Source organism: Polaribacter sp. BAL334 (genome assembly GCF_015767435.1).
Taxonomy (GTDB): domain Bacteria; phylum Bacteroidota; class Bacteroidia; order Flavobacteriales; family Flavobacteriaceae; genus Polaribacter.
The window spans coordinates 49,995-64,789 of sequence record NZ_JADWOV010000255.1 but is presented as its reverse complement, the minus strand read 5'-3'; the positions used below and the strand labels follow the sequence as shown (position 1 = coordinate 64,789).

General features: G+C 31.2%; 12 protein-coding genes. 7 read left to right on the top strand and 5 right to left on the bottom strand.

Going from position 1 to position 14,795, the window contains the following annotated elements; genetic code table 11:
• From iadA to IU405_RS04560, 5 genes are read left to right on the top strand one after another with little or no spacing between them, the layout of a single operon-like run.
• Window positions 1-1,146, top strand: coding sequence for a beta-aspartyl-peptidase (iadA, locus tag IU405_RS04580; RefSeq protein ID WP_197437432.1), 1,146 nt, complete (start codon window positions 1-3; stop codon window positions 1,144-1,146).
• Window positions 1,147-1,162: 16 nt separating this feature from the next.
• A complete protein-coding gene (locus IU405_RS04575; RefSeq protein ID WP_197437431.1) occupies window positions 1,163-2,461 on the top strand; it encodes a porin in 1,299 nt (432 codons plus the stop codon).
• A 53-nt stretch (window positions 2,462-2,514) separates the two neighbouring features.
• The gene (locus IU405_RS04570) at window positions 2,515-3,996 is read left to right on the top strand and encodes a M14 family metallocarboxypeptidase (protein ID WP_317193348.1); all 1,482 of its coding nucleotides are present in this window, start codon (window positions 2,515-2,517) and stop codon (window positions 3,994-3,996) included.
• Window positions 3,997-4,019: 23 nt separating this feature from the next.
• Window positions 4,020-5,261, top strand: a complete 1,242-nt coding sequence (locus tag IU405_RS04565) for a hypothetical protein (protein WP_197437430.1) — start codon at window positions 4,020-4,022, stop codon at window positions 5,259-5,261.
• A gap of 5 nt (window positions 5,262-5,266) precedes the next feature.
• Window positions 5,267-6,403: a T9SS type A sorting domain-containing protein gene (locus tag IU405_RS04560; protein ID WP_197437429.1), complete on the top strand. Its 1,137-nt coding sequence runs from the start codon at window positions 5,267-5,269 to the stop codon at window positions 6,401-6,403.
• A gap of 15 nt (window positions 6,404-6,418) precedes the next feature.
• On the opposite strand, the gene IU405_RS04555 is transcribed toward IU405_RS04560, so the two are convergent.
• Together IU405_RS04555 and IU405_RS04550 are read right to left on the bottom strand one after the other, a co-directional pair.
• Window positions 6,419-7,135 carry a 3'-5' exonuclease gene (locus IU405_RS04555; RefSeq protein ID WP_197437428.1) on the bottom strand — a complete coding sequence of 239 codons (717 nt, stop codon included), beginning with the start codon at window positions 7,133-7,135 and terminating at the stop codon, window positions 6,419-6,421.
• A gap of 78 nt (window positions 7,136-7,213) precedes the next feature.
• A complete protein-coding gene (locus IU405_RS04550) occupies window positions 7,214-9,340 on the bottom strand; it encodes a T9SS type A sorting domain-containing protein (protein WP_197437427.1) in 2,127 nt (708 codons plus the stop codon).
• A 245-nt stretch (window positions 9,341-9,585) separates the two neighbouring features.
• Here IU405_RS04550 and IU405_RS04545 point away from each other — a divergent pair, with 245 nt between their 5' ends.
• Both IU405_RS04545 and IU405_RS04540 read left to right on the top strand, forming a co-directional pair.
• Window positions 9,586-10,287 (top strand): response regulator transcription factor, encoded by a 702-nt coding sequence (locus tag IU405_RS04545; protein ID WP_197437426.1) that lies wholly within the window; start codon window positions 9,586-9,588, stop codon window positions 10,285-10,287.
• 10 nt (window positions 10,288-10,297) lie between these two features.
• Window positions 10,298-11,338, top strand: coding sequence for a sensor histidine kinase (locus IU405_RS04540; RefSeq protein WP_197437425.1), 1,041 nt, complete (start codon window positions 10,298-10,300; stop codon window positions 11,336-11,338).
• 8 nt (window positions 11,339-11,346) lie between these two features.
• Here IU405_RS04540 and purD read toward each other — a convergent pair whose 3' ends face one another.
• Genes purD through IU405_RS04525 form a run of 3 tightly spaced genes read right to left on the bottom strand, consistent with a single transcriptional unit; the run spans window position 11,347 to window position 14,793 of the window.
• Complete coding sequence (purD, locus tag IU405_RS04535; RefSeq protein WP_197437424.1) at window positions 11,347-12,621, bottom strand: phosphoribosylamine--glycine ligase; 1,275 nt, start codon at window positions 12,619-12,621, stop codon at window positions 11,347-11,349.
• 45 nt (window positions 12,622-12,666) lie between these two features.
• Window positions 12,667-13,440, bottom strand: a complete 774-nt coding sequence (locus IU405_RS04530; RefSeq protein WP_197437423.1) for a glycosyltransferase — start codon at window positions 13,438-13,440, stop codon at window positions 12,667-12,669.
• Entirely contained in the window at window positions 13,441-14,793 is a 1,353-nt protein-coding gene (locus tag IU405_RS04525; protein WP_231749542.1) for an exopolysaccharide biosynthesis polyprenyl glycosylphosphotransferase, read from the bottom strand.
• Between the last annotated feature and the right edge of the window lie 2 nt (window positions 14,794-14,795).

The window sequence follows — 14,795 nt, the reverse complement described above, 5'->3', positions numbered from 1 at the left end:
ATGTTCAAATTAATAAAGAACTGTACTATATATGCTCCTCAAAAACTAGGCAATCAAGATATCTTGATCGCCAATGATAAAATTGTAGCAATAGCTACCAATTTAGATTCCTTCATCTCAGAAGCTGAAGTTTTTGATTTTTCTGGTCAAATAATCACTCCTGGATTGATTGATCAACACATTCATATAGCTGGAGCTGGAGGCACAAGTGGTTTTTACTCTATGACTCCTGAAGTGTATTTAAGCGATTTAATTGCTTGCGGTTCAACAACAGTAGTTGGATTATTAGGTACTGACGGAAAAACAAGAAGTATCAGAACATTGTATGGAAAAGTAAAATCATTAGAACAAGAGGGAATATCTGCATACATGTATTGTGGATATTATGGAATTGATTCTGTAACAATTACTGAAAGCATTCAATCTGACATGATTTTTATTGATAAAGTGTTGGGTTGTAAAATTGCCATTAGCGACATCAGAAGTTCGTATCCAACAGCACTTGAATTGCTTAGAAAAGTTTCAGAAATAAGAGTAGGAGGAACTATTGCTAACAAAAAAGGAATCTTACACATTCATTTGGGAAATTTAGATTCAAAAATGGATGTATTGTTTGAGTTGGTTCAAAAATATCAATTCCCCATTGAACACATCTCTCCCACTCATGTTGCCAGAACAAAACCCTTGTTTGAACAAGCTATCGAATTTGCAAAACAAGGAGGAACTATTGATATTACCACTGGTGCATCAAAATTTACAGAACCTTATAAAGCTGTTTTAATGGCTTTAGAAAATGGTGCTCCTATTGAAAACATAACATTTAGTACTGATGGCCATGCAGGTTTGAGAAAAACAAACGAAAATGGGGAATTTATTGGATCAAAAGTAGCGCCAATTGACCAAAATTTAAAACAAGTTGTTCAGTTGATTCAAAAAGGCGGAATACCTATTGAAGAAGCTTTTAAATTAATCACCTGTAATCCTGCAAAAAACCTTGGTTTAAAACACAAAGGCACTATTGCTGTTGGTAATGATGCCGACTTTTGCATTTTTGACGAACATTTAAATTTAACAAATGTGTTTGCAAAAGGAAAACAAATGATGAAAGATAGCATAGTAATTGTAAAAGGAAATTTTGAATCATAGAATCAAACCTATAAATATGAAGATTTTAAAAATCATTTTTGTTGTCATTATAACTCTCAATTGCAGTGAGTTTTTTGCACAAAACACAGAATTAAGTAGCTACAGATTTGGAGAAGGGCTCAACTTTAGAAATGCAAACGGCAGTACAGTTCAACTTGAAGGATATTTACAACCTTATTTTGAATCTAAAAGCTACACCGAATTTGATGCTACTGAAAATAGATACAGAATGCGTAGAATGCGTTTAAGACTTAATGGAAAATCAGCAAATGAACGTTTTAGTTACCGTTTTCAAGTAGATTTAGCAGGTGCTGATGAAAGTGATGACGATATTAACAATTACTTATTAGACGCTTATGTTTCTTATGATATTACAAATAGAATTGAAGTAAGTTTTGGGCAACGCGCAACCTATACAGACAACAGAGAATTATTTATGAACTCTTCTGCCCTTCAATTGCCAGAACGTAGTAGACTAACTTCCGCATTCTCAACAATTAGAGAGTTTGGCTTATTTTTAAGTGGAAACTTTAAAGCAGGAAGAGGCTCTTACTTACGACCCTATTTTGTGTTAACAAATGGTGATGGAGCAAATGTGTTTAGAAAAGATAGAGGTGGTTTAAAAGTTGGTGGTAGAATTGATTATTTACCCTTTGGATTGTTTACCAACTTTGGGCAATTTAGACAAGCAGATGTGGTAAGAGAAAATGCTCCTAAACTTGTTGTTGGGGTTAATTTTAGCCATAATAATGGAATGAGCAGCAGAAGAGGAAGAGGAAGTGGAGATATTATTTATTTAAATGCAGCTAATGAAGAAACATTGCCAAACTACACCAAATACGGAGCAGATTTTCTATTTAAATACAATGGTTTTTCTGTCTTAGGCGAGTATGTAAAATCTAATGCAACTGTTCCTGATGCAATCACGCAAAGAGTTCGTGTTGATGGTACAATCTCTTCATCTTTTGATGTAAACGGAATTCAAGACATTGAAAATTATGTAAAAGACAGAATGATTTTAGGAGAAGCTTACAACATTCAAATGGGCTATGTTTTTAAAAATGGGATTTCAATTGATGGTAGGTATACGCATTTAAATGCTGATGAATATTCTTTTTTAAACAATGCCACTGTTTACAACAGACCTAACCATTATACCTTAGGTGTAACCAAATATTTATCAAGAAATTATGGCGCTAAAATTCAAGCTTCATACACAATTATAGATGGTAGTTTGGGTATAAATAACAATGCTGGAAATCCAATAACTGGAGATGAAAATCTTTTCAGACTCATTTTAACTTTAGCATTTTAACAATGATGAAACATATTTATACTATTTTATTTTTTTTGATCTCAATCTCAGTTGTGGGACAAATAAGTCCGCAATCAAAAAAAATTACTGAGAAATTTTTTCCAGAAAATGAAGAAATTTTAAATACTACTCCTGCACTACTTAAAAAAAAGGGATTCACTGATTATGAAGAGCTAATAGCTTTTTTAAACAATCTTGTTGCAAAACATCCTCAAAAAATACAACTCAGTTTTATAGGCGAAAGTCAAAAAGGTAAAAAAATACCCATGGTTCGTTTAACAAATCCTAATTCTTCAGAAAAAATAAAGGTTTGGATGCAAGGTGGTTTGCACGGAAATGAATCTGCAAGTACTGAAGGAATGCTGTATTTATTAGACCGTCTTTTAAATGATGAAAGTTATACTTCACTTTTAAATGATATTGATTTAGCCATTGTGCCTATGGCAAATATTGACGGCTATTTAAAAGTAGATAGATATGCAGCAAATGGTTTGGATTTAAATAGAGATCAAACAAAATTAATGGCACCAGAAAGTGTTGTTTTAAAACAAGCATACACAAATTTTAATCCTGAAGTTGGTGTAGATTTTCATGAATACACTCCTTACAGAAAAGATTATGCAACCCTAAGTGATTTTGGAGTTACTGCTCTTTATGATGCCATGTTTTTATACAGTGGAAACTTAAATGTACCCAAAAACTTACGTCAAATAACAGATACTCTTTTTGTTGAAAATGCCAGAAAAATATTAGATGAAAACAAATTAAAACATCATCCTTATATTTCTACAACCAAAGTTAATGGAGAAACTCATTTTAGCCACGGTTCTGTTAGTGCACGATCAAGTGCTACAAATTATGCATTGACTAACGCAATTGCTACACTTATTGAAGTTAGAGGTGTAGGTTTGGGAAGAACATCATTTAAAAGAAGAATAAATGTTACTTTTTTAATTGCTATTTCTTATCTAAAAACAGCTTCTCAAAATCAACAATTGGTAAAATTGGCTATTGAAAAAGCATCACAACAAAAAAATGATGTTGTAGTTACAAGTGTTCGTGCTGTTTATAAAGACAAAGTTGATTTTATAGATTTAGATACCAACGAAATTATAGCACTTGAAGTAACCTTAAGAGATGCTTTAAAATCAAAACCAGATATTGTTAGAAAAAGACCTATTGCCTATTTAATTGATGAAAATCAAAAAGAAATCATTGAAAAACTAAAAATATTAGGTGCAGAAATTGAACAACTTACTGAGGATACTGAAATTACTGTTGAAACATTTCAAATAGACGAATATGACAGAAGTAGTGTCACTTATGAAAAAATGAATCAACAAACAGTAACTGTAAAGTTGACTGAAGAGAAAAAAAACTTTAAAAAAGGAACTTTTAAAATTTCTATGAATCAACGAAGATCAAATATTATTTTAGAAGTTTTAGAACCTGAAGCACCCAACAGTTTTGTGAGTTTTGGTGTTTTAGAAACATCAAAAGGAGCATTGCTACCAATTTATAGAATACTTAACTAAGCGCAAATAAATAAAAATCGATTATGAAACGATTACAAGACCTTAATCCTATGAAAACAGTATTTACAATCCTACTTTTTTGCTTGTCTTTTATGTTACAAGCTCAAGAAAAAGAGAAAAAAAACAACGCAAACTTCGCTTTGGGAGATGGATTGAGTTTCTCTTTCAATCAAGGAGATTATCAGTTTAATTTAGGTGGATTTATTCAACCTGCACTTTTATCTGAAAAAATAAGTGGATTTGATTCCGAAAATCAATACAATTCTAAAAGATCTTTTCTGCAATTTTCAGGAAAAGCAAAAAAAGAAAAGGTGAGTTTTCTTTTTCAATTAGATTATAGTCTTTCTGAACCAATGCTTGATGCTTGGATCGCCTATCATCCAACAGAAAATATTACCATTACAGCTGGTCAAAAACAATCGTTTTTAAATAATAGAGAAATGATTTATAGAGAAGATAGACTGCAATTTAATAACAGAAGTTTTTTAAGTCAAAACTTAAGCAATACTGGTCGTGAATTTGGGGTTTTTGTTGAATCTAGGTTTGGAGAAAAATTCGGAATTGTTCCAATGGTTGCATTAACTTCTGGTGATGGCAGAAATTCATTTGGAGCCAATTCTAGAGATACTGATTTGGGTGGAATGAAAATTGGAGGTCGTTTAGACTTGTATCCTTTAGGATATTTTAAAGAAGGAAATGATTTGACAAGTGTTGATTTAGCTGGAGAGGAGACCTTAAAATTTGTAATTGGAACTGCAATTAGTCAAAATAAAGGAGCTAGTAATGCAACTGGTGAAGGTCATGGAGATTTTCTTTTGTATGATGCAGCAGGTAATAATAACTTGCCAGATTATACTCAATTATATGTAGATTTTTTATTAAAATATCAAGGATTTTCTCTTTTAACAGAATACGCAAATGCAAGTGCACAAAATATAGGTCAAGCTTATTTAGACACAAATGGTGCTCAAATATTAGTACCTCAACAAATCAGCGAGTTTCTATTTTTAGGCGATAGTTTTAACATGCAAGCAGGTTACGTAACTCAAGGAGGTTTCAGTTTTGATGTTCGTTATGAAACTGCAAGTCCTGAATTTAAAACTAATGTAAATTCAATCTTACAAGACATGAATGCATTTACTTTCGGAATTTCAAAATACTTTAACAATAATAGTTTAAAAATGCAAGCTGCATACACTAAAATGAATCCCTCTTTGGGGGCTAGTGTAAGTCAATTTGAACTGATGTTTCAAATCGCTTTTTAAACAAAATGAAAAATATTTTTATTATATTATTTTTTAATGCGTTTATACTAAATAGTCAAAATTTAGTAAAAAATACTACAGGTTCATTTGTGTTTACACCAACTGGTCCTTTAAGTTCAAAACCTATTAAAGTATTTTATCATATCCCAAATGGTGATATTACAAAGATGCCAATACTCATGTCTTTTCATGGAGCTGAACGAAATGCTGATGATTACAGAGATTATTGGATAGCCATGGCAAATTCAAATCAATTTATGGTTTTTGCGCCAGAATTTTCTGAAAATAATTTTCCTGGTGGAGATGCCTTTAATCTTGCCAATATTTTTGATGATGGAGACAATCCAACTAAATCAAGTTTTAATCCAACAAATGAGTGGACATTTTCCATATTAGATCCGCTTTTTGAAAACATCAAAACGGCTGTTTCTGGCACACAACAAAAATACAATGCTTGGGGACATTCTGCAGGTGCACAATTTTTGCAACGATTTGTACTGTATATGCCCAACAGCAAAGCAGATATTATTGTATGTTCAAATTCAGGATGGTATACAGTGCCTGATTTTACTGTGAATTTTCCTTACGGACTTAAAAATGGAGAATTATCAATTACTGATTTAACAGCTGCATTTACTAAAAAAATAATTATTCATTTAGGTAAAAATGATACTGATCCAAATTCCGCAGGCTTAAGGCATAATACTATTGTTGATAATCAACAAGGTTTGAATAGGTTTGTTCGTGGACAGTATTTTTTTGGAACTAGCCAAACAAAAGCCCAAGAAATGAATACTCCTTTTAATTGGGAAAAAGATGAAGTTGCCAATGTTGATCATAATGGACAATTAATGGCAAATGATGCATTAGAACATGTTTTAAAAAGCACTTTGTCTTTAGATAAAATTACGTTAACTAAAACCTTAAAAATATATCCAAATCCATCTGAAAATAGTTTTAATTTTGATAACTCAATTGTTAAAGCATCAAAAATTGAAGTGTATTCTATAACAGGTAAATTATTGATTCACAAAAATTTGACTTCATTTACTAGCAATCAATATGTAAATATTTCTAGTATCAGTGCTGGTCTTTATTATATTAAAGCAGGTCAATTTGTAGCTAAATTGGTTAAAAATTAATTCATCAAATAGTATCTAAACCCTTACAATTTGATGTTCCGTTAGCAAGTTTTCGTTGTTAAATCGCAATAAAATTTGAGCCACTGCAATGGTATCTTTTTCGCAATAGGTTACAATTCTTTGGATGTTTTTTTCCTCATAATACACTTTTGCAACTTCGCTACCATCAATATCATCTTTGGGAGAAGGAATTCCTAAAATTGCAGTTAATAATTTGAGTGATGTATAGTGCTTATAATCGCCAAAACGCCACAATTCTAAAGTATCTAAATGAGGCACTTCCCAAGGTTTTTTTCCAAATAAATTTAATTTTTTAGTCAATTCTATTTGATTGATAATCATTCTTCTAGCAATAAAAGGAAAGTCAAACTCTTTGCCATTATGAGCACATAAAACATGTTCTTTTTTAGAAAAATGTTTGTCTAATAAAACCTTAAAATCTGATAAAATGGTATGTTCGTCATCCCCAAAAAATGAACGCACTCTAAATTGTTTTTCGTTATTTTGAATCACAAAATATCCCACAGAAATGCAAATTATTTTCCCAAATTCAGCCCAAATTCCTCCTCTTTCGTAAAAATCTTCAGCTGAAATTTCGTCTTTTCGTTGGTATTGTGTTTTTTGCTCAAAAAGCAGTTGATTTTCTTGTGGAAGTTCATTCCAATGAGCTTGTTGAGGAACAGTTTCAATATCTAAAAATAAGATATCATGTAAGGAAATGGTAAGATTCATAGCAAATGATTTTTCTTTCGAATAAAAGTATAAAAAAAGCGCTGAAAATCAGCGCTTTTTTAAAATATTTAAGAAAATTTATTTGATGATTAATTTTGAAGTAGCCGTTTTTGTTCCCTCTGTTACTTTCAAAATATAAATTCCAGATGCTAAATTTGCTACATTAATATCAGATTTTGTACCCGTAAAATTGGTAGAAACTACTTTTTTACCCAACACATTAAAAATTACAACTTGCTTATTTTCAGCACTATTACTTGTAATTGTAACGTTATCACTTGTTACAGGATTTGGATAGGTTGCAAAACCTTTGATAGTATTGTTTTTTACTGATGCAGTAGCGTCTTTTGGTGTAACATCTGCCCAGTTATCAGAAATTCGTAAAGCATCAATCTCAACAAAAGGGGTTTCTCCATCTGAATCTTGTCTTAAAATAAATAAGTTTATCGAAGATGGTGCTGAAGTATCTGTAGACGATAAAGTTGCTGTAGGTATTGTACCCTCAAAAGAAGATGCATCTGGATTAATCCAAGTACTAACAATATTATTATCTTTATTATAGGCCATTACCACAAAAAGAACATCATTTACATTATAGGTACCACTAGTAAAAGGTGGGTTAGAGGATTCTGGTCCAAAACCAATATCAAAAGTGGTGCCACTTGCATCTGGATTTGGTCTTACCCAAAATCTAGCATCGTAACCACTTGTACTACCTGCCAAAGAAGCTATATATCCACCGTCTGCAACATCAGTCATTGCTGAAATATCTGTAACTTTTAGTAGAAAAGATGCATACACAGTTCCTGAAGTTACATCTGCAAAAGAAATATATGATTCAGAACCTCCTCCATCAAATGTAATTTTATTTCCTGTAGATGCTTTTAAGCCTGTAAAATCTAAATTTCCAGCCGCAATAAGCATATCATCACCAGTATTTACTTTTGTCCAAGGAGTTTGATCTGCTAAATTAGCTCCAACTGTATAATTAAATTCATCAACTACAGGAAATGCAGCACAAGTTGGACTAGAAATGTTTCTTGTTAAATCACAACTACTATTTGCACCATCACCTTGAACAGTAAAGACAACATTTGTACCTTCTGTTACTCCACTTATTAAAATGGTACCAGTAGCATTTGTAGAAGGATTATCACCACCTATTGTTCCATTATCTGTTGCTAATATGTAAGTAGAAGTATTTCCTCCTGTAAAAGCAATTGAAATATCATATGTATCTGTTGCAGAGGTACTTGTAATGCAAGTTGTTGTAATCGCTCCTAAATTTAAATCACAAGGATAAGCAATTGAAAAATTAACATTTTTGAAAACTGCAGGTGATAATGAATTCCCAGAGTTATCAACCAATTCCATATTCAAATTATACGCTTGACCAGGGGTAACAGGAATTGAAAATGTATTTGTATCAAATAAATCAACAGAAGCACCATTATCTATATTATATTTTACATAACCATCACCAGCATTTGCAGCAGCTACATTAAAATTAGAAACCGAAAATTCTACATCAACAGAGGTTCTTGCACTTAATTCTTCTTCTTTAGGAGAAATAATAGTTAATTCTGGTGCTGTTGATGCTACAGATTTATAAGTCCCAATTGGAAAAATAGAACTACATTCTGCATTCGTTCCTGTATCATCAGCCTTATCACAACCATCTAATGCATTAGCTCCACTAAATGTCCATTCTGAAGAATCAAAAGTAGCAATAGGACCTTTTCCGTCTTTTCTGTAGGCCCATCCATCTAGATGATCCCAATCTTTTCCAGTACCATCTTCACCAATTACACCTATTGAATCCTCAATTACTGCATTTTTATATAAAATAACAGTGTCGTCTCCATTTATATTTACAACGCCATCTTCATATTGAGGTGTAACACCTAGATATTGTAAAAAGCCAGCAGAACCACCAGTTGTTGATATATATATAAATGTCCCTGCAGCAATAGCATCTGCAGGAAAAGTATATTCTACTCCTGCTGCTGCTGCTCCATTTGTTGTGCTTTCTAGACCATAAATACTTAAATCAGCAATCGCATTTTTAGCATATAACTCGATTCCTTTAGGATAGCCACTTGGAAGTGGACCATCAATAATACCAGTTATTATTAAATCCTGACTAAATGAAAGCCCAGAAAAAATAATAGCCACTAATAAACTTAAAAAGTAATTTTTTTTCATATTTAATTGAATTTGAATTTAATTGATTAGTCCTCCAAAACTACAAATTTTTTTACTTTATAATTCACAAAAATAGGGTTACTAAATTGTTAAGTCCTTAAAAATCAAGGAAAATAACCTGTATATCAACTCTTTAGTATACATTAAATAATTGTAAACGAAAACCACTAAGATTAAATGATTGTTAACAACAACAATTTCTTACAAAATTATGAGTATTTTTGAACGATTTCTATATAAATTATATGAATAAAAACGATATTAAAATTCTATTGGTAGATGACGAACCAGATATTTTGGAAATAGTTGGTTACAATCTAAAAAATGAAGGCTATGAAGTTTATACCGCTGAAAATGGTTTAGAGGCTATTAAAGCTGCAAAAAAACACATTCCTCATCTGATTTTGTTGGATATTATGATGCCTGAAATGGATGGTATTGAAGCCTGTGAAAAAATTAGAAAAACAAAATCATTGGAAAATGTGATTATTGCTTTTTTAACAGCTAGAGGCGAAGATTATTCTCAAGTTGCTGGTTTTGAAGCAGGTGCAGATGATTATATCACAAAACCTATCAAACCAAAAGTACTGATTAGTAAAATTAAATCATTGCTAAGAAGGTTAAAAACGGAGCCAGAAAATGAGGAAGAAAATACTAAAATTGGTGATATTGTTATTGACAGAGATGAATATGTTATTTACAAATCTGGCAAAAAAATTGAGCTTCCTAGAAAAGAATTTGAATTATTTTCATTACTTACCTCAAAACCAGGAAAAGTTTTCAAAAGAGAAGCTATTTTAGATACAGTTTGGGGAAATGAAGTTGTTGTAGGTGGAAGAACTATTGACGTTCATATTCGAAAATTGCGTGAAAAAATTGGTGATGATTATTTTAAAACAGTAAAAGGAGTTGGTTATAAATTTGTTTTAAAGGGTCAAGATAAGTAGTTTTGATGCAATGAAATTCAAAAAAACCTATTCGTACGCATTTTGGTCTGCTTTCTATTTGACGCTTCTTTTTGTCATTATTGCAGCCATTTCTTATTTTTATGTTCATGATGTTCTTGGCAATTACACCATTTTAGTTGCTATTTTTTCCTTTTTTATAATTTCCTTTTTTTTCATTCAATACAGAGCAGAACATTTTATTTACAGGCGACTAAAAAAGATTTACAATGATGTTTCTATTTTGGATGCTAAAAATCTAAAAAAAGATTCAACCATTACAGATATTGAAAATATATCAAAAAGTATGGAAGAATTTGTAGAAGGCAAAAGACTAGAAATCAAAAGTTTAACAGAAAGAGATTCCTTCAGAAGAGATTTTTTAGGAAATGTTGCACATGAACTAAAAACACCTCTTTTTACAGTTCAAGGATATATTTTGACATTGATGGAAGGTGCTATTAATGACAAACAAATCCGTATGAAATATCTTGACAGGGCAAATAAAGGCGTAGAGAGATTGGTAGCTGTCATCAAAGATTTGGATATGATTGCCAAATTAGAAACCGAAAGTTTAAAACTTAATGTAGAAGTTTTTAATATTTTAGAACTCATTCAAAATGTATTTGATTTGTTTGAAATGAGAGCTAAAAAAAGAAATATTACCTTACAATTTGATAGGATTTATGAATTTCCAATGTTTGTAAAAGCAGATATTGAAAAAATTGAGCAAGTGCTGATCAATTTGGTGGTAAATTCTATCAAATATGGCAAGCCAAATGGAACTACCGTTGTTGGTGTTGAAGCTTATAACGATCATAAATTCATTGTGAAAGTGATTGACAATGGGGAAGGCATTCAAAAACAACACTTATCAAGACTTTTTGAGCGATTTTACAGAGTAGATCAAAGCAGGTCAAGAGAACAAGGTGGATCTGGATTAGGATTGTCAATTGTAAAACACATCTTAGAAGCTCACAATGAAAACATACTCCTAAAAAGTACTTATGGAGAAGGATCTGAGTTTTCTTTTACGATTGAAAAAGCGAAATAATATTGATTTTATTTCAAATCAAAACCAATATCTTTTCTGAAATACATTTTTTCGAAGCAGATTTTATCTATGCTTTTATAACTTTTTTCTAAAGCCTCTTCCATCGTATTTCCAAAAGAAGTTATTGCCATTACTCTGCCTCCATTCGAAACTACTTTCCCATTTTTCAGGGTAGTTCCTGCATGAAAAACAATAGAGTTTTCTACGTTTTCAAAACCTACAATTTCTTTATTTTTTTCATATTCATCTGGATAACCACCAGAAACCAACATGACAGTTGTTGCTGTTTTTGAAGAAACTTGAAACGATTTTTCATGCAAAGTTTGATGGGCAACACCCTCAAATAATTCAAACAAATCCGATTCAATTCTTGGTATTACAACTTCGGTTTCAGGATCTCCCATTCTCACATTATATTCAACAACAGATGGATTTCCAGCATCATTCATCAACCCAATGAAAATAAAACCACGATAATCAATTCCGTCTTTTTGCAGTCCAGCTATGGTTGGTTTCACCACTAATTCCTCTACTTTATTGATGAAATCTTCATCCGCAAATGGCACAGGAGAGATGGCACCCATTCCACCAGTATTCAATCCTGCATCTCCTTCTCCAATTCTTTTATAATCTTTTGCTGAAGGCAATATTTTGTATGATTTTCCATCTGTCAATACAAAAACTGACAATTCAATTCCTTTCAAAAATTCTTCAATTACCACAGTTGATGAAGCTTCCCCAAATTTTTGATTTGTCAACATTTCTTTCAATTCCGCTTTTGCTTCTGCCAAAGAATGTAAAATCAAAACCCCTTTTCCTGCAGCCAAACCATCTGCTTTTAGTACAAAAGGAGGTTGTAAAGTTTCGAGAAATTTGAATCCATTTTCTAAGGTTTCATTCGTAAAAGATTGATATTTTGCAGTTGGAATTCCATGTTTTTGCATGAATTTTTTTGAAAAATCTTTACTTCCTTCCAGCAAAGCACCATCTTTTTTAGGGCCTATCACAGGAATGTGATTTAACGTAGCATCCGCAAGAAAAAAATCATGAATTCCTGCCACCAAAGGTGCTTCTGGACCCACAACTACCATTTCAATAGCATTCTCTAAAACAGCTTTTTTTACAGCCTCAAAATCTGTTGGATTGATGTCTAAATTGATAGCCAATTCTTGTGTTCCTGCATTTCCTGGAGCTACAAAAAGTTGTGTGATTTTGTTACTTTCGGCTAATTTGAAAGCAAAAGCGTGCTCTCTTCCTCCTGAACCTAAAATAAGTACCTTCATTTTTTGTTGATTTGTTTGCAAATATATTTTAAAAAAAGTTGGAAACTAAAATCCCCACTTTAAAAAATACTTTATTGCAGATGAAAGGTGACTAAAAAAAAGATTAGCATTTTTTAAAGACCCTTGTTTTAAAATATGAATAATTTGCTCTTGTGGATAATATAATTTTTTCTTTCCTAAAAGATCAATTTTTTTACAAATATCAACATCCTCCATATATAAAAAATAGCGCTCATCAAAACCGTTTAAAGCAAGAAAATCTTCGGTTTTATACAATTGAAAACAGCCTGTCAAATACTCTGCAAAAAAGGGTTCTGATAGGTTTTTTTCACGGTATTCACCTTTAAAAACTTTATTTTTAAAAATAAGATGTAAGAACGTAAATCTTCTTGCAAGCAACTCACTAATCACTGGATATCTTCTGCATGAATATTGATGACTGCCATCAGGAAAGAAAACTCTAGGAGCAATCATGGCAACATCAGGATATTTTTCCAATTGCAAAATAAGATTTGGAATTACTTTTTCTTTAAAACTTACATCGGGATTTAAAATCAAATGATAGTCTGAAGTTTTTTTGATTTTTTCAATGACACTGTTGTGACCAGCTCCAAATCCAATATTTTTTTCTGATGGAATGTATTGAATATTTTCAAGAACAAAAACATATTCATAAAAGTTTTCATCTGTATTATCTATCAAATAAAGTATCTTGTTTGAAATTGGAATGTTTAAAAAGGATTGAATTGTAGCATCTAAATCCGTTAAATTCTCTTCATACAAAACAATTGACCCTGTCAAAATTATGTTTTCTCTCATCTAATATGCCTTCTCTTCTTTTTTAAAAAAGTTTAAAAATGTTTGTATGACTATTTTTACATCTAAGAAAAAAGACCAATTTTCAATATAAAAAACATCTAAACGAACTCTATTTTTAATGTCTGATTTTTTTGTTACTTCTCCTCTAAAACCACTTATTTGTGCAAGACCTGTAATGCCTGGTTTTACTGAATTTCGCAATAAATAATTGTCAATTTCAGAAGCATATTTTTCATTTTGAACATTGATATGAGGTCGAGGCCCAACTACACTCATATCACCAAAAAGCACATTAAAAAATTGTGGCAATTCATCAATACTTGATTTTCTTAAAAAAGCACCCACTTTTGTAATTCTTGGGTCATTTTTTGTTGCTGAAATTTTATCAGCATCATCATTTATTACCATTGATCTCAATTTGTAACAATAAAATTGTTTCCCATCCAATCCATCTCTTTTTTGCTTGAAAAATAAGGGTCCTTTTGAATCACTTTTTACGATAATCCATAATATTGGAAGGAGCCAAGATAATATAAATACACAAACTGTTAAAGAAAAAAGGATATCAAATAACCTTTTAATAACATGAGTTTCTATTTTTTCAAAAGGAAGTGGTTTTGGTTTTAAAATGGGTACAGTCCCTAAATAGTCTAAGGTAAAATCCTTACTATAAATGGCTTTTGTCTCAGGCAAAAATCTCAATTCAAGATCATGCTCTTCAGAAAACTGTCTGATTTTAATTAAATATTTATCAGAAAAATGTGCAGGATCGCAATATATTTCTTCGATTTTATGTGCTAACACAAATTCAAATCCTTCTTTTGCATGTCCTAAATATTTAGGAGATTCTTCTTTTTTTCTTGAGAAAAATCCGTAAAACTCATATCCAAATTCAATTTTTTCTTTAAATAATGATTCCAGTTTTGTTGCGCTATTTACATCTCCAAACAATACTACTTTCTTGAATTCTTTTTGCTTAATTCTGAATTCCTTTTGAACAAAAAATATAAAAAACTTAAAAAAAGTAACAAAGCCAAAAATCAATCCAAGAATTAAGAATTGATTGTCAATGACTTCACCTTCTTTAAAAAGGGTGAAATAACTAAAGTAAGCAAGACTAAATACGAAAAACTGTGTGATGAGTAATCGTACTAAATCAATAAAATGAGTGTAACTATGAACAACATAAAATTTGTTGTAGTATGCAATAAAAAACCAAAAAATGGAGCTGTACGTTAAAAATGGGAAATTAAAATACATTCTGTCGGAAACAGCATACTTTATTCCGACAATACAGATTAAATCGATTAGAATAACTAATGACCTAATAGATATGTATTTTTTACGTTTCAAGA

What these genes read in the sequence shown, in the direction of transcription:
- IU405_RS04565 (WP_197437430.1), top strand. Translation starts at nt 4,020, where the DNA reads ATGAAACGATTACAAGACCTTAATCCTATGAAAACAGTATTTACAATC.
- IU405_RS04540 (WP_197437425.1), top strand. Translation starts at nt 10,298, where the DNA reads ATGAAATTCAAAAAAACCTATTCGTACGCATTTTGGTCTGCTTTCTAT.
- IU405_RS04560 (WP_197437429.1), top strand. Translation starts at nt 5,267, where the DNA reads ATGAAAAATATTTTTATTATATTATTTTTTAATGCGTTTATACTAAAT.
- purD (WP_197437424.1), bottom strand. Translation starts at nt 12,621, where the DNA reads ATGAAGGTACTTATTTTAGGTTCAGGAGGAAGAGAGCACGCTTTTGCT.
- IU405_RS04555 (WP_197437428.1), bottom strand. Translation starts at nt 7,135, where the DNA reads ATGAATCTTACCATTTCCTTACATGATATCTTATTTTTAGATATTGAA.
- IU405_RS04550 (WP_197437427.1), bottom strand. Translation starts at nt 9,340, where the DNA reads ATGAAAAAAAATTACTTTTTAAGTTTATTAGTGGCTATTATTTTTTCT.
- IU405_RS04545 (WP_197437426.1), top strand. Translation starts at nt 9,586, where the DNA reads ATGAATAAAAACGATATTAAAATTCTATTGGTAGATGACGAACCAGAT.
- iadA (WP_197437432.1), top strand. Translation starts at nt 1, where the DNA reads ATGTTCAAATTAATAAAGAACTGTACTATATATGCTCCTCAAAAACTA.
- IU405_RS04530 (WP_197437423.1), bottom strand. Translation starts at nt 13,440, where the DNA reads ATGAGAGAAAACATAATTTTGACAGGGTCAATTGTTTTGTATGAAGAG.
- IU405_RS04575 (WP_197437431.1), top strand. Translation starts at nt 1,163, where the DNA reads ATGAAGATTTTAAAAATCATTTTTGTTGTCATTATAACTCTCAATTGC.